The organism is Thalassolituus hydrocarboniclasticus (assembly GCF_025345565.1).
GTDB lineage: Bacteria > Pseudomonadota > Gammaproteobacteria > Pseudomonadales > Oceanobacteraceae > Venatoribacter > Venatoribacter hydrocarboniclasticus.
Map to the genome: position 1 here is coordinate 422,708 of NZ_CP054475.1, position 23,025 is coordinate 445,732.

Below are 23,025 nucleotides of genomic sequence, written 5' to 3' on the forward strand. Positions count from 1 at the left end.
GCCGTTTTTTATTGCCGCAATCACAGGGATTGCAGCGGGACCGATCAGTACAGTACGCGGGCGCGGATAGTGCCTTCGACGGTTTTGATCTTTTCCAGAGCCAGTTCAGAAGCGTCAGCTGCAACATCAATGACGACATAACCCACATCCTCAACCGTCTGCAGGTACTGACCTGAGATGTTGATACCGTTCTCGGCGAAAATGCTGTTGATCGCATTCATAACGCCAGGAACGTTTTTGTGGATGTGCAGGATACGGTGCACGTTTTTGTTGCTCGGCAAGGCCACTTCCGGGAAGTTAACAGAAGAGGTTGTGGTGCCGTTATCGCTGTACTGGGCCAGCTTCTCGCCCACTTCTTTACCGATGTTTTCCTGTGCTTCGAGGGTAGAACCACCCACGTGCGGAGTCAGGATCACGTTGTCGAATTCACGCAGCGGAGTGATGAACTCTTCACCGTTGGCGCGTGGCTCAACCGGGAATACGTCGATCGCAGCGCCCAGCAGTTTTTTGCTGCGGATGGCTTCGGCCAGAGCGTCGATATCAACCACGGTACCGCGGGAAGCGTTCAGCAGGATAGAACCCTGTTTCATCTGTGCGAACTGCTCAGGACCCATCATCCACTTGGTGGCGGCGGTTTCCGGTACGTGCAGGGAAACAACATCGGCCAGATTCAGCAGTTCGTTCAGCGAGCCAACCTGCTTGGCGTTGCCCAGTGGCAGCTTGGTAACCACGTCGTAGAAGTACACGTCCATGCCCATGCTCTCAGCCATTACAGACAGCTGAGTACCGATGGAACCGTAACCGATGATGCCCAGTTTCTTACCACGGATTTCGTAAGAGTTATCCGCAGACTTGTTCCAGCCGCCACGGTGACACTGGGCATTACGCTCAGGAATACCGCGCATCAGCATGATGATTTCGGCCAGAGACAGTTCAGCAACGGAACGGGTGTTGGAGTACGGCGCATTGAACACGGCAACACCACGCTTGGTGGCGGCTTTCAGGTCAACCTGGTTGGTACCGATACAGAAGCAGCCTACAGCGATCAGTTTTTCGGCGGCTTCGAAGATTTCATCGGTCAGCTGAGTGCGGGAGCGGATGCCGACAAAGTGTGCGTCTTTGATGCGGGCTTTCAGCTCGTCATCCGGCAGCGAGGTCTTCAGGTACTCGATGTTGGTGTAACCAGCGGCATTCAGGGTTTCGAGAGCAGACTGGTGCACGCCTTCCAACAAGAGAAATTTGATCTTGCTTTTATCGAGGGAGGTTTGAGCCATGATGGTACCTATATGCAGTATGTAGAACCGTTGCGGTGAATCCGGCCGGTGCTTGCACGGTACAGCACAGGTAACGACAGGCGCCGGACTCACTTCCGGAGCGAAAACCACTCCGAAAAATAAGGCGCGTATGCTAGCATACCCGGCCTGTTAACGTGAGCCTCAAACTCGCTTTTCATCGCGAAGAATACTCAATTTGAGGTGAATGACATTCATCTATGCGGAATCTCCCATGACTGCCCTGACTCAAGACGCCCTGATTGAACGGTTATCGGCCATTGTTGGTGCCGATAAGGTTCGTACCGATGCAGACTCTCTGGAAACCTTCGGTAAAGACTGGACCAAAATCTACGCGCCCAAGCCAACTGCGATCGTGTTCCCGAAAACCACCGAGCAGGTGCGCGATATCGTGCTGCTGGCCAACGAGCATCAGCTGGCACTGGTGCCATCCGGTGGCCGTACCGGTCTGAGTGCCGGCGCGGTGGCAGCCAATGGCGAAATCGTTGTGGCCTTTGATTATATGAATCAGATCAGCGACTTTAATGCCGTTGACCGTACCGTTAAATGCGGTGCCGGGGTGATTACCGAGCAGCTGCAGAATTATGCCGAAGAGCAGGGTCTGTTTTATCCGGTGGATTTCGCTTCTGCGGGCTCCAGTCAGATTGGCGGTAACATCAGCACCAATGCCGGCGGGATTAAAGTCATCCGCTGGGGTATGACCCGTGACTGGGTGGCTGGTCTGACGGTCGTAACCGGTCAGGGCGAGGTTCTGCGTCTGAATAAAGACCTGCTGAAAAACAACACCGGCTACGATATGCGTCAGCTGTTCATCGGCGGTGAAGGTACGCTTGGCTTTATTACCGAAGCCACTATGCGTCTGACCCGTACACCGAAAAACCTGACCGTACTGGTGCTGGCGATTCCTGAACTGGACGACGTGATGAAGGTGCTGAACCAGTTTCAGGGCAGCATGGATCTGACTGCGTTTGAGTTCTTCTCCGATAAAGCCATGCGCAAAGTACTGGCGCGCGGCGATGTGCCTGCGCCGTTCGACAGCAGTGCCGATTTTTATGCGCTGATCGAATTTGAAGCCGTCACCGATGCCGATATGGATCTTTCCATGAACCTGTTTGAGCAGTGTGTGGAAAACGGCTGGGTGGTTGATGGTGTGATCAGTCAGAGTGAAACCCAGGCGGCGAATCTGTGGCGTCTGCGTGAAGATATTTCCGAAACCATTTCCGAGTGGACACCTTACAAAAACGACATTTCCGTGGTTGTTTCCAAAGTGCCACCGTTCCTGAACGATATCGATGAAATCGTGACCCGTGAATATCCGGATTTCGAGATCATCTGGTTCGGCCACATTGGCGATGGCAACCTGCACCTGAACATTCTTAAGCCGGATGCTCTGGCGAAAGAAGAGTTCTTCGAACGCTGTGCCAAGGTATCTAAGTGGGTATTTGAAATCGTGCAGAAATACGACGGCTCGGTTTCTGCCGAGCACGGTGTTGGCATGACCAAAAAGCCGTATCTGGAATACACCCGTTCGGCGGCCGAGCTGGCTTATATGAAAGCAGTGAAAGCGGTATTCGATCCGAATAACGTGATGAACCCGGGTAAGCTGGTGGACCTGTAAGCAGCGCTTTGTCCGCAAGCAGCAAGCATAAAAAAGGCCGGTTAACCCGGCCTTTTTTATGCTTGCGCTGTCAGCGGCTGCGCTCTCGGAGCAGCTGTCTGATCAGAACAGCTGCTCCGGCACCAGCTCAGTTTCGCCGCTGCCGTTGGTTGGTGCAATTTTAACCGGCTGGCTTGGGACGTCTTCTTCTTTAAAGTATTCAAAGATCGCGTTGCTTTGCCCCGGTGTCGCCAGCAGGCCGGTTTCCGGGTCGATGCGCACGCTGACAATTCCTTCCGGTTGCTCGAATGGATGCTCAGGTACGCCGTTCAGGGCGCTACCCATATAATCAACCCAGATCGGTAGCGCGGTGTTGGAACCGAATGCCCAGCGGCCGAGGGTTTTCGGCTGGTCAAAACCAATCCATACGGTAGTCACCAGATCCGGGCTGAAGCCGGAGAACCAGGCGTCTTTCTGATCGTTGGTGGTACCGGTTTTACCAGCCAGATCATCACGGTTCAGTGCCAGTGCGCGCTTACCGGTACCGAGACGCACCACGTCTTTCAGCATGCTGATCATCAGGAAGTGGGTGCGCTCATCCATCACCCGCGGCGCCAGGGGAAGGGCTTCTTCCGGATTCAGTTGCTGCTGCAGCTGCTGTTCCAGTTCGCTGGCGCTCAGCTGTTCTTCAGCGGTGCCGGACTGTGGCTTTTCACATTCACGGCACACGGTGCGTGGGGTGGCGGTAAACAGGATATTGCCATTACTGTCTTCAATGCGGCTGATCAGATAAGGATCGACGGCATAACCGCCGTTCGCCAGCACGCAGTAACCGGTCGCCAGTTCCATTGGGGTAACGGCGGAAGCGCCGAGGGCCAGTGACAGGTCGGCGTTCAGCTTGCTGCGCGGAAAGCCGAAAGGCTCGATGTAGTTAACTGCTCTGCTTGGCCCCACCTGTTTCAGGATGCGGATAGAGACCAGGTTCTGCGATTTATACAGCGCCTGGCGCAGGCGGGTCGGGCCATAAAACTTGCCACTGTTATTCTGCGGGCGCCAGGTGTTTTCCAGGCTGGCATCTTCGAATACCACCGGTGCATCATTAATAATGCTGGCGGGGGTGAAACCGTTGGCCAGTGCGGCGCTGTAAATAAACGGCTTAAATGCCGAGCCCGGCTGGCGGTCGGCCTGAATTACGCGGTTGAACTTGTTGTTGCCCAGTGAGAAGCCGCCTACCAGTGCCTGAATCGCACCGTCATTCGGGCGCAGAGACACAATAGAGCCTTCGGCTTCCGGCACCTGGGCCAGAATCAGACCGTCCTGACCTTCTTCCACCCAGATGCGCTGGCCGGCGCTGAGCAGATCGGCGGGTTTCTCGGGTTCAGAACCAATGATGTTGACGTTGACGTAGGGCTTGGCCCAGAGCATGCCGCTGAATGGCAGCCAGCGTTCGCTGTTGTTCTGATAGATCCAGGCGCCGTCGTTTTCGACGCTGCGCACAATTGCCGGCGAGATCAGGCCCATATCATCCTGATCACGCAGGATGCTGTCCCATTGCTCAAGGGTTTCCGGCCAGTCGATATCGTAGGCTTTGTCCGCTTTGCTCAGCCAGGGCTCCAGTTCCGGATTTTCAGCAACATCCAGAGTATTTATCGGTGCCATGGGTTTCGGCAGGCGGTAACCGTGGTCGCGGTCGTATTTCAGCAAGCCGGTTTGCAGGGCTCTGTTGGCGGCCAGCTGACGATTGGTGTCGACGGTTGTGTAGACGTTGTAGCCCAGGGTGTAGGCTTCATCGCCATAACGTTCAACCATTTCGCGGCGTACCATCTCGGCGACGTAGGGAGCCACCACCTCAGAAGTCGCGCCATGGTAGCGGGCGGTAACCGGTGCGCGCGCAGCCTGATCAAATTCTTCTGCGCTGATCATTTCAAGGGTGCGCATACGTGCCAGCACGTAGTTGCGGCGATCGAGGGCGCGGCGCGGGTTGTTAACCGGGTTGGCCGCAGAGGGGGCCTGAGGCAGGCCGGCAATCATGGCCAGTTGCGCCAGATTAAGCTCTTTAATCGATTTGCCGTAGTAAACCTGAGCTGCGGCTTCGATACCGTAGGCGCGCTTGCCGAGATAAATTTTGTTGATGTAGAGCTCAAGGATGTCCTGCTTGCTCAGGCTCTGTTCAATTTTCAGCGCCAGCAGGATTTCGGTGAATTTACGCGCAAAGGTTTTTTCTGAGGACAGGTAGTAGTTTTTGGCGACCTGCATGGTGATGGTACTGCCGCCGGATTTCTTGCGGCCGGTACGGATCAGCTCAAAGGCGGCCCGCGCCAGGCCTTTGAGATCAATACCATGGTGCTCGAAGAAGCCATCATCCTCTGAAGCCAGCAGGGCATTGATAAACTGCGGCGGTATTTCAGCATAGGTCAGCGGGGTGCGGCGCTTCTCGCCAAATTCGCTGATCAGCTTGCCATCGGCGGAATAAACGCGCAGTGGGGTTTGCAGTTCGACGTCCTTGAGTTCCTCTGTATCCGGCAGTGTTGGCGCCAGATACAGATAGATTGCCATCATCAGCATGCCGGAGCCGGCAAAAATGGACATTACAAGCCAAAAAAACAATTGCAGGAGCGGGTGTGACTTAGTCATAAAAAAAGATTGTCATCGCCTCGGGAAGCCAGTGAATATGCGGGTTGCGGCATTATAAGGGTTTTTTGTTCTTTTAATAGGAATGTGCTTATAATGACTCCGACTATATAGGATCTGAGTGAGCTTGTGCGTGCAAGTTCGCGAATTTGATGGGGATTTTGTCGTGCTGGCTAACTTGTTTAATAAGAAGAACAAGGCAATTCTTGGGGTGGATATCAGTTCCACCTCAGTGAAAGTCCTTGAGTTGAGTCGCAATAACGATCGCTATCAGGTTGAAGCTTATGCCGCTGAACCCCTGCCAGCCAATGCCGTGGTGGAACAAAGCATCAGCAATGACGAAGCGGTTGGCGAGGCGATACGCCGTGCTCTGAGCCGCTCCCGTGCCAGCGCCAAGCGTGCTGCTATTGCTGTAGCCGGCTCTGCGGTCATCACCAAAACCGTACAGATGAACGGCAAACTGAAAGACGATGAAATGGACTTTCAGATCCGTGCAGAAGCTGACCAGTACATTCCTTATCCGCTGGAAGAAGTTGCGCTGGACTGGGAAATCCAGGGGCCGTCCGATTCTGGCAATGATATGGTGGACGTTCTGCTGGCGGCCTGTCGTTCTGAAACCGTTGAGCGCCGTAAAGATGCGGTTGAGTACGCCAACCTTGAAGCTGCGGTTGTGGATGTTGAAGCCTTCTGTACCGAACGCGCCTTCTCGTTATTGGCAGGTCAGCTGGATGGTGATGAGATTGAAACCGTCGCTATCCTGGATATCGGTGCCACGATGACCACGCTCAGCGTGCTGCATGAAGGCAAATCTATCTATACCCGTGAACAGTTATTCGGTGGCAAGCAGCTGAGCGAAGATATCATGCGTCGTTATGGCCTCAGCGAAGAGGAAGCCACGCGTGCCAAGCTGGAAGGCGGTCTGCCGGATGATTACGAAAGCGAAGTGCTTGAGCCTTTCCGCCGTGCTGTGGTGCAGCAGGTCAGCCGGTCGCTGCAGTTTTTCTACTCGTCCAGTCAGTTTAATGATGTGGATTACATTATTCTTGCTGGTGGTACATCTTCTATCCCTTATCTGTCTGATCAGGTGCAGGATGCGATGGGTATCGCCACTGTGATTGCCAATCCTTTTGTGAATATGACGCTGTCGCAGAAAGTTAACGCTAATCTGCTGAATGGCGACGCGCCTTCATTGATGATTGCGTGTGGGCTGGCGATGAGGAGCTTTGACTGATGGCTAATATTAACCTGTTGCCGTGGCGCCAGGCGCTGCGGAAAGAAAAGCAGAATGAATTTTATGGCGTGATCGCGCTGGTCGCTCTGTGTGCCGCAGCGATCATCTATCTGGTTAACGATTATTACCAGAGCAGCATTCAGTCTCAGAATCGCCGTAATGCATACATTACAAATGAAACCAGGGTTCTTGAAGAGAAGATATCTGAGATCCGCGAATTAAAAGATAAGCGCAAGCAGTTGATTGAGCGGATGGAGCTGATTCAGGCATTACAGGGTAACCGGCCGATTATCGTGCGGGTGTTCGACGAGGTGGCCCGTTCGATTCCGGAAGATCTTTACTTCGATTCTCTTAGTATTAAGGGAACCGCAGTCACCATTAAGGGGGTCGCTAAATCGAACAACCGGGTAGCCGCTTTAATGCGTAACTTCGATCAGTCCGAATGGTTTGCTGACCCTGCATTGATTCGTGTGCAGGCCAAATCCGAAGGGGTGAATGAGTTTGAAGTAACCATGAAGCGCGTTCAGCCAAAAGCGGAAGAGGAGTGACAGCATGGCTGACCTGAAAAAATTAGATTTAAAGGCCCTGACTGAAAAGCTTAACGAATTTCAAATCGATGATCTGAATAACATCGACTGGGAAAACATGGGTTCATGGCCCTTTCCCGGCAAGGTTGTGTTCTGTGTACTGATATTTATCGCGGTACTGGTGGGCGGTTACTTTGGCTTTGTTGAAGAGAAACTTGAGCGTCTGGATCGTGAAGCCAAGAAAGAAATAACACTGAAAAAAGATTTTGAAGGTAAGGCCTTCAGTGTTGCCAATCTGGACGCCTATAAAGCGCAAATGATTGAAATGGAAGAAAGCTTCGGCTCGCTGCTTAAACAGCTGCCACGGGATACTGAGGTTCCGGGCCTGATTGATGACATCAGCTCTGCAGCACTGGGTGCTGGCCTGAAACTGAATGCGATAGATCCGCAGAAAATGACCCAAACGGAGTTTTATAACGAACTGCCAATCAACATTGAGGTTGTCGGTGGTTATCACGAAATGGGTGCATTTGTTTCATCAGTGGCGTCTCTGCCACGTATTGTGACCCTGCATGATTTCTCGATCGAAAAATCAGGTAAGGATGGCGATCTGAAAATGAAGATTCTGGCCAAAACTTATCAGTACAGCAGTGATGAGGGGAAGTAATATGAGCAAGCTGATGCTACTCCTCACCATTATGGTTTCTGTATTTCTTGCCGGCTGTTCCGGTTCTTCAGATACCGCCGACCTGAAACGTTTTGTTGATGACACATTAAACAAACCGCGCGGGCGCATTGAGCCTATCCCGGTGTTTAAGCCCTACGAGTTTTTCAGCTATAGTGCCGCCGGCCTGCGTTCGCCTTTTGAGTTGCCTGTGGTTGCTGATGCTGAGATTAATCTGCAGCCGGCGAGTGATATCAGACCTGATTTGGAGCGACCTAAAGAGCACCTTGAGCAGTATACTCTGGGTGCGCTGACCATGGTCGGTACCCTGGCCCGGGATGATGGTGTTCTCTGGGCTTTGGTTAAAGATGGCGATGACAGTGTTGTACGGGTAAAAGAAGGCAACTATATGGGCCAGAATCATGGCCGTATCCTGTCGATCTCTGAATACAGAATAAATTTAATTGAAATTGTACCTAATGGTATCGGTGGCTGGATTGAGCGGCCGCGTACTTTGGCTCTGGAAGGACTGGGTGGAGAGTAATTTTATGAACATGGTGAAAGGCTTTCACACAATGATAAAGGCACTACCGGTCCTGCTGCTGGCTTTGATGGCTTCTGCGGTTTCGGCGGCAACGCTGAACGATCTGAAGTTTTCTTCATTACCCGGAGACGTGACTGAAATCCGCATGGTTTTCGATGGTACGCCGCCGCAGGTCAGTGGCTATACCATTGAGCAGCCAGCGCGTATCGCTCTGGACTTGCCGGGTGTTGTCAGTACGCTGAAAACAAAGCGCCATCAGATCGGTTCCGGCAACGCCCGCAGCGCCACTCTGGTGTCGACCAAAGACCGCTCACGTCTGGTTGTTAACCTCACCCGTCTGGTGGGTTACAGCACCAAGGTTGATGGCAATACCCTGTTACTGCGTATCGGTCAGACAGAAGGCGAGAAAGTATTTGTCGCGGATAACAGCACCGATCAGGCAGGCATGCTGAGCAGCGATATCAAAGTGGTTAACGTTGATTTCCGTCGTGGCGAGCTGGGTGAAGGTCAGGTTCAGGTGATGCTGAACGATCCCCGTGCTTCTGCCAATATCCGTCGCGAAGGCAATAAGATTATTGCCGATCTGAAAGGCGTTCGTTTACCGGAAGCTCTGAGCCGTCGTCTGGATGTAACCGATTTTGCAACACCGGTACGCTTTGTCGACACCAAGCGTGAAGATAACTCTACCCGTATCGTGATTGAGCCAACCTCGGACGATTTCGAGTATCTGGCTTATCAGACCGACAAGTTGCTGTCGATCAACGTTTCTGTATTACCGGAAGAACAGAAAGAAGAACGCAAGAAACAGTTCCCGTTCACCGGCGAGAAGCTCTCTCTTAACTTCCAGAATATTGAAGTACGTGCGGTTCTGCAGCTGATCGCCGATTTTACCGGCCTCAACCTTGTGGCATCCGATACCGTTCAGGGCAGCATTACCCTGCGCCTGCAGAACGTGCCATGGGATCAGGCGCTGGATCTGGTACTGAAAACCAAAGGTCTGGGTAAACGCCAGATGGGCTCTGTACTGCTGATTGCGCCGGCGGAAGAAATTGCAGCACGTGAAAAAATCGAGCTGGAAGCGGTTAAACAGGTAGAAGAACTGGCTCCGCTGGTCACCGAATACATGCAGCTGAAATATGCCAAAGCCAGCGAGCTGGCCAAGCTGCTGACGTCCGAGCAGGGCTTGTTATCTGAGCGTGGTTCGGCGGTTGTCGATGAGCGCACCAATACCCTGCTGATGAAAGATACCGCCGGTAATCTGGAAAAAGTACGTGAAGCCCTGAATATGCTCGATGTGCCAGTGCGTCAGGTGCTGATTGAGGCCCGTATCGTCGTTGCCACTACCAGTGTTGGCGAAGAAATGGGTGTTAAGTGGGGTGGTGCCGGCTATAAAAATAACGGTAATAACTGGACGACGGTTGGCGGCAGTCAGACCACTATTGCGGAAGGTAATCAGGTTCTGCTTGACCGCTTTAATGGTGACGAGCCGGAAGCCATTAACCTGACTTCAGCAAACATTGTTGATTTCGGTGTGACCAACGCCGCGGCGACCACCTTTGCTGTGGGCTATCAGACCGCAGATTACCTGCTGGATCTGGAACTGGCGGCGATTGAAACCGATGGCCGTGCAGAAATCGTGTCGCAGCCACGGGTTATTACTGCTGATGGCCAGACGGCTTCTATCGAATCCGGTACTGAAATTCCATATCAGCAGGCCAGCTCCAGCGGTGCTACCAACGTGTCGTTCAAGTCTGCGGTACTGCGTCTGGAAGTAACACCGCAGATTACCCCGGATGACCGCATTATCATGGATCTGGTAATCAACCAGGATTCCGTGGGCGAACTGACTCCGGCAGGACCAAGCATCAACACTAACGCCGTGGAAACTCAGGTTCTGGTCGACAATGGCGAAACGGTGGTGCTGGGTGGTATCTTCCGCTCGGAAGAAGTAACGGCAATCAGTAAAACTCCGTTCTTTGGCGACCTGCCATTAATCGGCGCGCTGTTCCGCTATAACAGCCACTCCGAAGATAAGAGCGAGCTGCTGGTATTTATCACTCCGCGTCTGGTTAAGGATTCGCTCAGCAATCGTTAATCTATGAAGCGATCACAATCTGTCTTTCTAATAGGGCCAATGGGTGCGGGAAAAAGCACCATTGGCCGTTTGCTTTCCGCCGAACTCAAACTCGAATTCTTTGATTCTGATAAGGTCATAGAAGAGCGCTGCGGCGCCAATATTCCCTGGATATTTGATATGGAAGGGGAGAGTGGTTTTCGTGAGCGTGAAGAGCAGGCCATTGATGAACTGACCCAGATGGGGTCAATCGTACTGGCCACCGGTGGTGGTGTGGTTATGCGCGAAGCAAACCGCCGTCATCTGAGTGCACGCGGCACGGTTGTCTATCTGTGCACTTCGGTTGAGCAACAACTGGCGCGGACGGCAAAGGATAAAAACCGTCCGTTGCTGCAGGCTGAAAACCCGGAACGTATTCTGCGCGATCTGTTCAGTGTCCGTGATCCCTTGTACCGGGAAATTGCTGACATCATTATTGAAACCGACCAGCGCAACCCGCGCTGGGTGGTGCAGGAACTTAAAAGGCTTATAAAAGGCTGACACACATGAATACCCTGACTGTCGATCTGGGCGACCGCAGCTACCCGATTTTTATCGGAGCCGGGCTGCTTGGCGATTCTGCGTTATACACCCCCTATATTAAAGGCCGCCAGGTTCTTATCGTCACCAATGAAACCGTTGCGCCTTTGTACCTGCAGCAGGTAAAAGCGGCATTAACGGACTATCAGGTCGATGAGGTTATCCTGCCGGATGGCGAGGCCTACAAAGACCTCAGCACGCTGAATCTTATTTATGACGCCCTGCTGCAGAAACAGCATAACCGTACAACGACCCTGCTGGCCCTTGGTGGCGGCGTTGTTGGTGATATGTGTGGTTATGCGGCTGCTTCTTATCAGCGTGGGGTGAACTTTATTCAGGTACCGACCACGCTGTTATCTCAGGTGGATTCCTCGGTCGGCGGCAAGACCGGTGTGAATCATCCGCTGGGTAAAAACATGATTGGCGCTTTTCATCAGCCGCAGTGCGTGATCGCCGATACCACTACCCTGAACACCCTGCCCGAGCGTGAGCTGTCAGCCGGTCTGGCGGAGGTAATCAAGTACGGTCTTATCTGTGACTCCGCGTTTTATCAGTGGATAAAAGACAATATTCAGGCGCTGATGGCGCGTGAGCCGCAGGCTCTGGCGTATGCGATTGAACGATCCTGTCAGGATAAGGCCGAAGTGGTGGCGCAGGATGAGACTGAATCCGGTATCCGCGCCATTCTGAATCTGGGTCATACCTTTGGTCATGCGATTGAAGCCCATCAGGGCTATGGTCAGTGGCTGCATGGTGAGGCTGTTGGTGCCGGTATGCTGATGGCGGCCGATCTTGGCTGGCGCATGGGGCATATCAGTGCTGCTGAATTGCGTGAACTGCGCTCATTACTGCAGGCAGCGCAGTTGCCAGTGGTCGGTCCGGCCAATATGTCAGAGGATGATTATCTGTCGCGCATGCAGGTGGATAAAAAAGTACTGGATGGCCGTATCCGTCTGGTGCTGTTGCAGCGTATCGGTGAGGCTTATATGACCTCGGATGTACCGAAAGACCTATTGACGCAAACCCTGCTGGCAGGGGATAAACTCGGTACGGCTTAACTCAAGGCCCTGAAGGAGGCATTATGGAAACCGATTTTAATCTGGATCTGGACGCGCACCGCAACAGCAGCACAGAAGATCCGGTAAGCGGCTACCATCTGCCTTTGCCACGGCTGCTGTCTGAGCAGCTCAAGCATCTTGAGCTGCTCGCCCATCTGGCGTCTTACAGCGAACTGTTGGTTGCCGTCACCGGCCCTGAAGGCAGTGGCAAAACGGTTCTGGCCCAGGCTTTAGCCGCGCAGCGTGAGGAGCCGGAAGAAAGCCTGTTTATTACCGCAGACCTGATGTTAGGTATGCCGGCTATCCTCAACCAGATCGCCCGCTACTGGGATATGCCGCAGCTGGCCGATGATATTATTCATGCCCGCGAAGCCATTAAAGACGTTGCCTTGCTGCGTTATAAAGATGGTATCAGCCTGCTGGTGATTATTGATCAGGCCGACCAGCTCGATGCCGATACGCTGAATGAAATTGCGCACTTTGCTCTGCTGGCTCCTCAGGCTATTTCCTTTGCCCTGTTTGGTCAGCCGGGTTTTGAGCTGGCATTCCGCGAAAGCCCGGCGCAGGCGCCTGTGCATGTTCTGCATCTTGAGCCTCTGTCACTCGACGATTCCGCCGCGCTGATCCAGCAGGTGTTCAGTCCGGGGCAGCCGCTGGCGCTGAGTCAGGATGAGTTATTGTTTATCTGGCAGCAATCGGGTGGCTGGCCACAGGCTTTATTGCATCAGGCTGAAGATTATTTACTGTCGCCCGGTATGGCTGAAGCGGTACCGGCTGCCAAAGCCGCGGCTCAGGCCAACCGCTTTCCTCTGCTGCATATGCTGGCAATTGCCGGCGTGGCAGCAGCACTGATCGTTTCCTTTCTGTACCGCGATGCCGATAAGCCGGCAACGCTTGCGCCGGATAATTCACTGGCGGTGACGGATGCGTTGCCCGACAGTGAGCCATCACCTTTTATCAGTACCCCGGACAACGGCAATGAGCCTGTTGCAGCTGAAAGTATTGAAACGACAGAAATTACCCCGCCGGTCGTAAAAACCGACAGTCCGGCCACAGAGCCCGATTACAACTACGCCGCAGCAGAAAGCTCTGGCGGAAGCTCAGAAACGCCGTCCGAAACAGTAGCCCCTGCGCCGGTTCAGGCGCCGGCCGCAGAGACTGCCGCTATCACCACGCCGTTGGCCAGTCAGCCGGCCAGCACACCTGCTGCAGCTGAAGTGGCTGCGCCTGCCATTACCAAACCACAGCGCAGCGCCGATGAGCGCGCCCTGCTGGCAGCGAGTGGCGGTTTTGTTGTACAGCTGTTTGGTAGTTATCAGGCAGATAATGCCAAAGGTTTCCGTCAGCAGTGGCAGGCTCAGATTGCCGGTTCGCTGTATCAGTATCGCACCGAGCATAATGACCGCCCGTGGTTTGTTGTGGTTGCCGGTGTGTATGGCAGTCGTGCCGAAGCCAAAGCCGCGGTGAACGCCTTGCCGCGGGAACTGCGTACGCAGTCTCCCTGGATTCGTGAAGTTTCTGCGGTACAGAATGTACTGCGCTGAGAAGACTTTTCCGGCCGCAATTTGACCCCTCAGGCAGCCTTCTGTTGCTGCCTTACAACAATACGCAAAAACGCTCATATTTGTGACAGGGCCTTCAGATGTGTAGAATGAGCGTCCTTTTGTCTCGATGCTGCTTAAATTTTGAGCATTGGGCTGCTGTAAGCCCTTGATTTTTCAATTGTTTTTACTAATGAGAGCTGTTCTATGAGAACTGGTCTGTATACTCCAGGCGACTTTAAGGACAACTGTGGATTCGGTTTGTTAGCCCATCTGGAAGGGCAGCCGAGTCACAAGCTGTTAACGACAGCAATCGAATCCTTAACCTGTATGACACACCGTGGCGGTATTGCTGCGGATGGCAAAACCGGTGATGGATGCGGTCTGTTGATCCAAAAGCCGGATTCTTTCCTGCGTGCGGTCTCTGCACAGGCGGGTATTGAATTACCGGCACAGTACGCTGTTGGTATGCTGTTTATGGATCTTGATGATGCCATCTTCAGCAAGCAGAAAACCGCCGTTGAGCAAGCTCTCAGCAGTCAGGGTCTGTCTGTTTTGGGCTGGCGCACCGTGCCAACCAATAATGACTGCCTGGGACCGATGGCGATCGACTGCCTGCCGCGTTTTGAGCAGGTATTTATTGCTGCCGACTCTGAGCTGGACGAAACCGCCTTTGCCGTGAAGCTGTTCTACGCGCGCCGTTACGCCGAGAAAGCACTGAGCGAATACCCGGATTTCTATATTGCCAGCCTGTCTGACCGGGTGCTGTCCTATAAAGGTCTGACCATGCCGGTCGACCTGCCGAACTTCTTCCTGGATCTCGGTGACGAGCGTATGGAAACCGCGATCTGCGTATTCCATCAGCGTTTCTCCACCAACACCATGCCACGCTGGCAGCTGGCGCAGCCATTCCGCATGCTGGCGCACAATGGTGAGATCAACACCATTCAGGGTAACCGTAACTGGGCCAATGCCCGTACGCCGAAATACAACAGCGAGTTGTTGCCGGGCCTGAGCGATCTGGCGCCACTGGTAAACACCACAGGCTCCGACTCCTCTTCCATGGATAACATGCTGGAACTGTTGGTTACCGGTGGTATGAACCTGTTCCGCGCTATCCGCATGATGATCCCGCCAGCCTGGCAGAACGTAGAGACCATGGACGCCGATCTGCGCGCCTTCTACGAATACAACTCCATGCATATGGAAGCCTGGGATGGTCCGGCGGGTCTGGTTATTACTGATGGCCGTTATGCCGTTTGTGGCCTTGACCGTAACGGTCTGCGTCCATCGCGCTGGGTTATCACCAAAGACAACTTCATCACCGTTGCGTCTGAAGTCGGTGTGTACGGCTACAAGCCGGAAGACGTCGTTGCCAAAGGCCGTGTTGGCCCGGGTGAAATCCTTGCGATTGATACCAAAGAAGGCAAGCTGCTGAATGCCTCAGACATCGACAACGCACTGAAGTCAGAGTTCCCATACAAAAAATGGCTGAAAGAAAATGCCATCCGTATGGAAAGTCAGCTGCTGCTGCAAAAAGTCGATGACGCTGAAGCCTTAACCGGTGACCAGCTCAATACTCATCAGAAACTGCAACTGATCACCAACGAAGAGCGTGATCAGGTGTTGCGTCCGATGGGCGAAGAGGGTCAGGAAGCGACTGGCTCTATGGGTGATGACACGCCGATGGCCGTGCTGTCTCAGCGCGTACGCCATATGGCCGATTACTTCCGTCAGCAGTTCGCGCAGGTGACCAACCCGCCGATCGATCCGCTGCGTGAAGCCATCGTGATGTCGCTGGAAACCTGTATCGGTGCCGAGAAAAACGTATTCGAAACCGGTGCTGACCATGCTAACCGCATCATCCTGACGTCTCCGGTACTGTCACCGCTGAAATTCCACGGTCTGAAAACCACCGGTCTGGATGCCTTTGCGCATACCACGCTGTCGCTGGCATTCGACCCGGCAGTTGGTCTGCAGCAGGCGGTGATCAATCTGGCTGATCAGGCTGAGCAGGCGATGCGTGATGGCACCGTTATTATCATCCTGTCCGACCGTGAAGTGGCCGAAAACCAGTGGGTTATCCCGGCTGTGATGGCCACCGGCGCGGTTCATCACCGTCTGGTGAACAAAGGCCTGCGTACCAACGGTAATATCGTGGTTGAAACCGGTTCTGCCCGCGATGCACATCAGTTTGCTGTGCTGCTGGGCTTCGGTGCGACTGCCGTTTACCCATGGCTGGCTTACGACGTACTGACCGATCTGCACCGCACCAACGAATTGCTGGGCGATCCGCTGAAATCTCAGCAGAACTTCCGCAAAGCCATCCGTAAGGGCCTGCTGAAAGTGATGTCCAAAATGGGCATCTCAACCGTGGCTTCCTACCGTGGTTCGCAGCTGTTTGAGGCTGTGGGTCTGAGCAGAGAAGTTGTGGATCTGTGCTTCTGTGGTGTTACCAGCCGTATTCAGGGTGCGACCTTTGCCGATTTCGAAGAAGATCTTGAGCTGATTCGTAAGAACGCCTGGAAAACCCGTAAGAAAATCGACCAGGGCGGTCTGATCAAATACGTGCACGGTGGTGAATATCACGCCTATAACCCGGATGTTGTGAAAAACATTCAGGAAGCCGTACAGACCAACAGTCAGGCCGCTTACGACCGCTTCGCCGACCTGGTGAACAAGCGTCCGGTGGCGACTATCCGTGACCTGCTGAGCCTGCGTAAAGACATCACGCCAATCGATATCAGCGAAGTAGAGCCGGCTGAAAAGCTGTTCCCGCGCTTTGATACCGCTGCGATGTCTCTGGGTGCATTGTCACCTGAAGCGCACGAAGCACTGGCTGAAGCCATGAACGAACTGGGTGGCCGTTCCAACTCCGGTGAGGGCGGTGAAGATCCGGCCCGTTACGGCACCAACAAAAATTCCAAGATCAAGCAGATTGCTTCCGGTCGTTTTGGTGTAACCCCGGCTTATCTGGCCAGCGCTGATGTGCTGCAGATTAAAGTCGCTCAGGGTGCCAAGCCGGGTGAAGGTGGTCAGCTGCCGGGTGGTAAGGTTAATGACCTGATCGCGACCCTGCGTTACTCCGTACCTGGTGTAACCCTGATTTCGCCGCCACCGCACCACGACATCTACTCGATTGAAGATCTTGCTCAGCTGATCTTCGATCTGAAGCAGGTGAATCCGAATGCTCTGGTATCGGTGAAACTGGTATCTGAGCCGGGTGTGGGCACGATCGCGGCCGGTGTTGCCAAGGCGTATGCCGACCTGATTACTATCTCCGGTTATGACGGCGGTACTGCGGCTTCGCCGATCACCTCGATTAAATATGCCGGTTCGCCATGGGAGCTGGGTCTGTCCGAAGCTCATCAGGCGCTGCGTGCCAACGACTTGCGTGGCAAGGTCCGTGTACAGACCGATGGTGGTCTGAAGTCTGGTCTGGATGTGGTAAAAGCAGCCATTCTGGGTGCGGAATCCTTCGGCTTCGGTACTCTGCCAATGGTGGCGGTGGGTTGTAAATACCTGCGAATCTGTCACCTGAACAACTGTGCGACCGGTGTTGCTACCCAGAACGATGGTCTGCGTGACGCGCACTACATCGGTACCGCGGAAATGGTGAAAAACTACTTCCGCTTCCTCGCTGAAGAAGTACGCGGCTGGATGGCTCAGCTGGGTGTGCGCAGCATGGAAGAGCTGGTTGGCCGTACCGACCTGCTGGATATGCTGGAAGGCCTGACCAGCAAGCAGCGTAATCTGGATCTGATGCCGTTACTGGCTAACGACCATATTCCTGCCGACAAGCCGCATACCGTTAAGGTAGAACGCAATGCACCGTACGATGAAGGCCTGCTGGCTGAGCGCATGGTGCAGGATGTTCTGCCGGCGATTGAGAATAAAACCGGTGGCGAATTCAGCTTCCGCATCACCAACTGTGACCGCTCGATTGGTGCGCGTCTGTCCGGTGAAATTGCCAAGCGTTATGGCAACCAGGGTATGGCTGACAAGCCGGTACGCATGAACCTGACCGGTGTTGCCGGCCAGTCATTCGGTGTATGGAACGCCGGTGGTCTGGAAATGGTGCTGGAAGGTGATGCCAACGACTACGTGGGTAAAGGTATGACCGGCGGTAAGCTGGTGATCTTCCCGCCAAAAGGTTCGGCCTTTAAGACCAATGACACCTCCATCGTTGGTAACACCTGTCTGTATGGTGCGACTGGCGGTAAGTTGCTGGCAGCCGGCCGTGCCGGTGAGCGTTTCGGTGTGCGTAACTCCGGTGCTCATGCCGTTGTTGAAGGTGCAGGCGATCACTGCTGTGAATATATGACCGGCGGTATGGTGTGTGTGCTGGGTGCAACCGGCTACAACTTCGGTGCAGGTATGACCGGTGGTTTCGCTTATGTACTCGACCTCGATAACAGCTTTGTCGACAAGTACAACCACGAGCTGGTGGATATCCACCGTATCTCCAACGAACTGACCGAAGCACACCGCAATCATCTGCGTGGTGTGCTGCGTGAATTCGTCGGCGAGACCGGCAGTGCCTGGGGTCAGACCATTCTGGATGACTTCGATGGCTTCATCGGCAAATTCTGGCTGGTGAAACCAAAAGCGGCCGACTTACAACAATTGCTGAATAACACCCGTGCTCGTCCTGAGTAATCGGTACAGGACGAGAGAGAGAGGTTCGAGATGGCGCAACGTCTGAACAATAATTTCCAGTTTGTCGAAGTGGGTCGTCAGGACCCGGCAAAAAAATCCATCGATCTGCGCAAAGCGCAGTTCGTGGAGATTTATGAGCCTTTCAAGCAGGAACAGGTTAATGACCAGGCACACCGCTGCCTGGCGTGTGGCAACCCATACTGTGAATGGAAATGCCCGGTCCACAACTACATCCCTAACTGGCTGAAGCTGGCCAGCGAAGGCAATATTCTGGAAGCGGTAGAGCTGAGCCATCAGACCAATACCCTGCCGGAAGTCTGTGGCCGTGTATGTCCGCAGGATCGTCTGTGTGAAGGGGCCTGTACCCTGAACGACGGCTTTGGCGCAGTGACCATTGGTAATGTTGAGAAATACATTACCGATACGGCTTTCGCCATGGGCTGGAAACCGGATATGTCGAAAGTGGTACCAACCGGTAAGCGCGTTGCCATCATTGGTGCCGGCCCTGCGGGTCTGGGTGCGGCGGATGTGCTGGTGCGTAACGGTGTTACCCCGGTGGTATTCGACAAGTACCCGGAAATCGGTGGTCTGCTGACCTTCGGTATCCCTGAATTCAAGCTGGAAAAGAGCGTGATGGTTAACCGTCGCAAAGTCTTCGAAGGCATGGGTGTGGAATTCCGTCTGAACACTGAAGTGGGCAAAGACGTGGACTTCCAGAGCATCATCGACGAGTTCGATGCGGTGTTCCTGGGTATGGGTACCTACAACTACATGAAGGGCGGTTTCCCGGGTGAAGATCTGCCGGGCGTGCATGACGCGCTGGATTTCCTCATCTCCAACGTCAACCGTAACCTCGGCTTTGAGAAAGACGCTGCGGATTTTGTCAGCGTTAAAGGCAAAAAAGTTGTGGTTCTCGGTGGTGGTGATACGGCGATGGACTGTAACCGTACCTCCATCCGTCAGGGCGCAGCCAAAGTGACCTGTGCTTACCGTCGTGATGAAGACAACATGCCGGGTTCCAAGCGCGAAGTGGTTAATGCCCGTGAAGAAGGCGTGAACTTCCTGTTCAACCGTCAGCCGGTTGCCATTGTTGGCGATGGCAAAGTGGAAGGCGTAAAAGTCGTGACCACGCAAATGGGTGAGCCGGATGAAAACGGCCGTCGCCGTCCGGAAGTGGTGGAAGGTTCTGAAGAGATCCTGCCAGCAGACGCGGTACTGGTGGCTTTCGGCTTCCGTCCAAGCCCGGCGCCATGGTTTAAGGATTTCGGTATCGAACTGAACAGCTGGGATGGTGTGGTTGCACCGGAAGAGCAGGAGTTCAAGTTCCAGACCTCTAATCCGAAGGTGTTTGCCGGTGGCGATATGGTGCGTGGCTCTGACCTGGTAGTTACTGCCATCTGGGAAGGCCGTAACGCTGCTGAAGGTATTCTCGACTACCTCGACGTATAAGCCATTTTCTGCCTGTATCGGGCAGAATGTGACAAACGGCATAAAACGCGGCTTACCCGGTGGGTAGCCGCGTTTTTGTTTATGGCCTCCTTAACCGCTGCAATGCTATCCTAGCCGGCAATAAGAACACGGTCGGGACAATTTAAAATGGAGCGCGCGCGCATGTTTAAGCCCCTTGCATTGATCACTCCTCTGCTGACGTTACTGCTGACTGCCTGTGGTGGTGGTGGCGGCTCTGTTGTGGCTGGTAACGGAGGCGGCGATAACGGTTCAGGCGGTGATAATGGCTCTGGTGCAACCAGCTCACTGACCTACTTTCCGCTGCAGGTGTACATGCAGGGGGCAGGCTATGTTGAGGGCGCTTTCTTCAGTGGTATCGGTTTCGAGCCTCTGATTCAGGGTTATATGATCGCTCCGGTTGACAGCAAAACCCTGCAGCCGGTGTCTGACCCGCAGGTCAGTGAATACAGCTTCACCATGAATGATGAAAGCATCGAGCCGCTGGAGCAGGGGCTGATTATGCAGCCGGTGATTGGTATGCCGGTGAGCATGAATACTGCGATTCTGATCGATACCAGTGGCAGCACTCAGGCGGTGGATAAAGCCGCGTTAATCGCCGAGGTTAAAGCCTATATTCAGCAGGCTCAGGCATCTTCAAATCCGACCATTGCCAATCAGCGTTTTACCCTCTGGAGTTTTGACGGCGCTGTCACGGCCGTGCAGGGCGTATTTACTTCCGATGCGACCACGCTGAATACCGCACTGGATAACCTGTTGAGTAACTGGAGTGGTAAGCCGGGAACAGCCTTGTATCAGGCGATTGTTAGGGCGGTGGGAACCTTTAATGGCACGACCCCGGCCACGGGTAGTGATGAAGATTTTGCCAATGACGGGGATAATGACCTGTTCGATGCCTATACCTTTGATGCCGGCCCCAGCGTGATCACCGGCCTGAATCTCAGCAGTGTGATTCTTTTTACCCCGGGCGGTAATACCCCGGGTGAGTTTGATGCGGAAAGTGCGCAGACGGCGCTGAACTGGCAGTCTTTCCTGGTCTATGACGAGGAAGCCAGCGCTGAAGACACAACGGATGACGAAACGGCGGGGGATGCTCCGGCGGATGATGCCGATGGCGGTGCCGCCGCTCCGGATGGTATGGCTTTGCTGGGCAAACCGCTGATTTATGTTGCAATCAATGGTACGGATTCTAAGGTCAATGCGATGGCGGCCAATACCATTGCCGCCAGCCTGACGAATTTCGATGGCGTTGCTGAAAAGATTCTTGAAGCGCAGCAAACCGCAATTACCGTGCGTACCCGCCCGGATAATCAGTATCTGATCCGCTATGCGATCCTGCCGCGCAACGGTAAATACACCACAGTATTTTCCAGCAATACCGCCAATTTTAACTACTCATTGACCGGTGAGGTGGATTTAACTCCGGGTTCAGCCGAGCCGGAAATCAGCCCGGTAGTGGAAATTACCGGTCCGGCGAATGGTTATCTGGTTGGCAATACCGTCAGTGTTGCGAATGTAACCAAACTCTACCCGGCGACCCGCTGGACAACCATTCCGTTTACCGCTGCCAACTACAGCTGGACGGTGGGTGGTGCAGCGCGTACTGCGGCAGCGGATGGCTCTATCACCATTAGTGCCGCCGATGCCGGGCTGAATGTTGTGCTGACCAATAACAGTCTGTCTTCCGGTACAACAACGGCCACGGTTGCAGTGACTAACTGAAGCGGAAAGGCTGATAAAAACCCGGCTCAGGCCGGGTTTTTTGTGTCTGTTGTTTTTAGGCAGGCGTTGTTCTGCTCTTTGCTGCGCAAAGTCAAAAATCGCGTTAGCGATTTTTTGGTATGATAGCGCGCAAATTCTCTGGTGCTGATTTAGGTATTCCATGTCTGAACTGAAAAACGATCGTTTTCTTAAGGCTTTGCTCCGTCAACCGGTTGACCGCACTCCGGTGTGGATGATGCGTCAGGCCGGGCGTTACCTGCCGGAATACCGCGCCAGCCGTGCTCAGGCCGGTGACTTTATGTCGCTGTGTAAGAACCCTGAGCTGGCCTGTGAAGTCACCATTCAGCCGCTGGATCGTTTTCCGCTGGATGCGGCGATCCTGTTCTCTGACATCCTGACCATCCCCGATGCGATGGGACTGGGTCTGTACTTTGAGACCGGCGAAGGCCCGCGTTTCAATAAAATCATCCGCACCGAAGCCGATGTGCAGAGCCTGAATGTGGTGAATACTGCCGCCGATCTGGATTACGTGCTGAAAGCGGTTTCCACCATTCGCCGCGAACTGAATGGCCGCGTACCGCTGATTGGTTTCTCCGGCAGTCCATGGACGCTGGCGACCTATATGGTTGAAGGTGGTTCTTCCAAGGACTTCCGCCACGTGAAGGCGATGATGTACGACACGCCGGAAGTGATGCATCAGCTGCTGGATGTGCTGGCCAAGTCAGTGATCGACTATCTGAATGCGCAGATTAAAGCCGGTGCCCAGGCGGTACAGATTTTTGATACCTGGGGCGGCAGCCTGAGTGATGTCGCTTACCGTGAATTCTCGCTGAAGTATATGCAGCAGATTGTTTCCGGGCTGATCCGTGAGCACGATGGTCAGAAAATTCCGGTGATTCTGTTCACCAAAGGCGGCGGTCAGTGGCTGGAAGCCATGGCCGATACCGGCGCCGATGCGCTGGGTCTCGACTGGACAACGGATATCGGTAATGCCCGTGGCCGTGTGGGTAACCGGGTAGCGCTGCAGGGTAATATGGACCCGTCGGTATTGTACGCTTCGCCACAAACCATCCGTGCCGAGGTTAAACGTATCCTCGACAGCTACGGCACTGGCACCGGCCATGTGTTTAACCTCGGTCATGGCATTCATCAGTTTGTCGATCCTGAGCACGCCAAAGCCTTTGTTGAGGCGGTGGTTGAATTAAGTCCTGAATATCATCAGGGCTGATCAGAATCGCAGCGTGTCATGATTAAAGCCGAAGCTCCGCAGGGAGCTTCGGCTTTTTTATAACTGCATGATTTCTTTGCATTTATTCTGGTTCTTAGCGGCACAATGACTGACAATTCTTTGCACCGCAAAGTCGCCTTTTGTGTAGCACTGGCGCTGATCATGCTATCTTTTGGCGGTTCAGGTCATGGTGGATGACCGTCACCTTCAG

General features: G+C 53.9%; 15 protein-coding genes. 13 read left to right on the forward strand and 2 right to left on the reverse strand.

The annotated features are described in order from the left end of the window. Positions 1 to 44: 44 nt before the first annotated feature. Complete coding sequence (serA, locus tag HUF19_RS01710) at positions 45 to 1,274, reverse strand: phosphoglycerate dehydrogenase (protein ID WP_260998219.1); 1,230 nt, start codon at positions 1,272 to 1,274, stop codon at positions 45 to 47. 232 nt (positions 1,275 to 1,506) lie between these two features. Here serA and HUF19_RS01715 point away from each other — a divergent pair, with 232 nt between their 5' ends. Then, on the forward strand, positions 1,507 to 2,910 hold the full coding sequence (locus tag HUF19_RS01715) for an FAD-binding oxidoreductase (RefSeq protein ID WP_260998220.1): 1,404 nt from the start codon (positions 1,507 to 1,509) through the stop codon (positions 2,908 to 2,910). A 102-nt stretch (positions 2,911 to 3,012) separates the two neighbouring features. On the opposite strand, the gene HUF19_RS01720 is transcribed toward HUF19_RS01715, so the two are convergent. Beyond that, positions 3,013 to 5,448: a penicillin-binding protein 1A gene (locus tag HUF19_RS01720; protein ID WP_260998221.1), complete on the reverse strand. Its 2,436-nt coding sequence runs from the start codon at positions 5,446 to 5,448 to the stop codon at positions 3,013 to 3,015. Between the two features lie 205 nt (positions 5,449 to 5,653). On the opposite strand from HUF19_RS01720, the gene HUF19_RS01725 reads away from it, so the two are divergent. From HUF19_RS01725 to hemE, 12 genes are all read left to right on the forward strand, one after another. Then, positions 5,654 to 6,751 (forward strand): pilus assembly protein PilM, encoded by a 1,098-nt coding sequence (locus HUF19_RS01725; RefSeq protein ID WP_366516530.1) that lies wholly within the window; start codon positions 5,654 to 5,656, stop codon positions 6,749 to 6,751. Further along, on the forward strand, positions 6,751 to 7,299 hold the full coding sequence (locus HUF19_RS01730) for a PilN domain-containing protein (protein ID WP_260998222.1): 549 nt from the start codon (positions 6,751 to 6,753) through the stop codon (positions 7,297 to 7,299). The genes HUF19_RS01725 and HUF19_RS01730 overlap by 1 nt, the downstream gene beginning before the upstream one ends. Before the next feature lie 4 nt (positions 7,300 to 7,303). Continuing rightward, positions 7,304 to 7,945, forward strand: coding sequence for a type IV pilus inner membrane component PilO (locus HUF19_RS01735; RefSeq protein ID WP_260998223.1), 642 nt, complete (start codon positions 7,304 to 7,306; stop codon positions 7,943 to 7,945). 1 nt (position 7,946) lies between these two features. Then, complete coding sequence (locus HUF19_RS01740) at positions 7,947 to 8,486, forward strand: pilus assembly protein PilP (protein ID WP_260998224.1); 540 nt, start codon at positions 7,947 to 7,949, stop codon at positions 8,484 to 8,486. A gap of 31 nt (positions 8,487 to 8,517) precedes the next feature. Beyond that, positions 8,518 to 10,581, forward strand: a complete 2,064-nt coding sequence (locus HUF19_RS01745) for a type IV pilus secretin PilQ (protein ID WP_260998225.1) — start codon at positions 8,518 to 8,520, stop codon at positions 10,579 to 10,581. A gap of 3 nt (positions 10,582 to 10,584) precedes the next feature. Further along, a complete protein-coding gene (aroK, locus tag HUF19_RS01750) occupies positions 10,585 to 11,100 on the forward strand; it encodes a shikimate kinase AroK (protein ID WP_260998226.1) in 516 nt (171 codons plus the stop codon). A 5-nt stretch (positions 11,101 to 11,105) separates the two neighbouring features. Further along, the gene (aroB, locus tag HUF19_RS01755) at positions 11,106 to 12,197 is read left to right on the forward strand and encodes a 3-dehydroquinate synthase (protein WP_260998227.1); all 1,092 of its coding nucleotides are present in this window, start codon (positions 11,106 to 11,108) and stop codon (positions 12,195 to 12,197) included. 23 nt (positions 12,198 to 12,220) lie between these two features. Continuing rightward, positions 12,221 to 13,741 (forward strand): SPOR domain-containing protein, encoded by a 1,521-nt coding sequence (locus HUF19_RS01760; RefSeq protein ID WP_260998228.1) that lies wholly within the window; start codon positions 12,221 to 12,223, stop codon positions 13,739 to 13,741. A 204-nt stretch (positions 13,742 to 13,945) separates the two neighbouring features. Next, complete coding sequence (gltB, locus tag HUF19_RS01765) at positions 13,946 to 18,397, forward strand: glutamate synthase large subunit (protein ID WP_260998229.1); 4,452 nt, start codon at positions 13,946 to 13,948, stop codon at positions 18,395 to 18,397. A gap of 30 nt (positions 18,398 to 18,427) precedes the next feature. Continuing rightward, the gene (locus HUF19_RS01770; protein WP_145470748.1) at positions 18,428 to 19,846 is read left to right on the forward strand and encodes an FAD-dependent oxidoreductase; all 1,419 of its coding nucleotides are present in this window, start codon (positions 18,428 to 18,430) and stop codon (positions 19,844 to 19,846) included. 162 nt (positions 19,847 to 20,008) lie between these two features. Continuing rightward, positions 20,009 to 21,586: a vWA domain-containing protein gene (locus HUF19_RS01775; RefSeq protein ID WP_260998230.1), complete on the forward strand. Its 1,578-nt coding sequence runs from the start codon at positions 20,009 to 20,011 to the stop codon at positions 21,584 to 21,586. A 160-nt stretch (positions 21,587 to 21,746) separates the two neighbouring features. After that, complete coding sequence (gene hemE, locus HUF19_RS01780; protein WP_260998231.1) at positions 21,747 to 22,814, forward strand: uroporphyrinogen decarboxylase; 1,068 nt, start codon at positions 21,747 to 21,749, stop codon at positions 22,812 to 22,814. Positions 22,815 to 23,025: the final 211 nt, after the last annotated feature.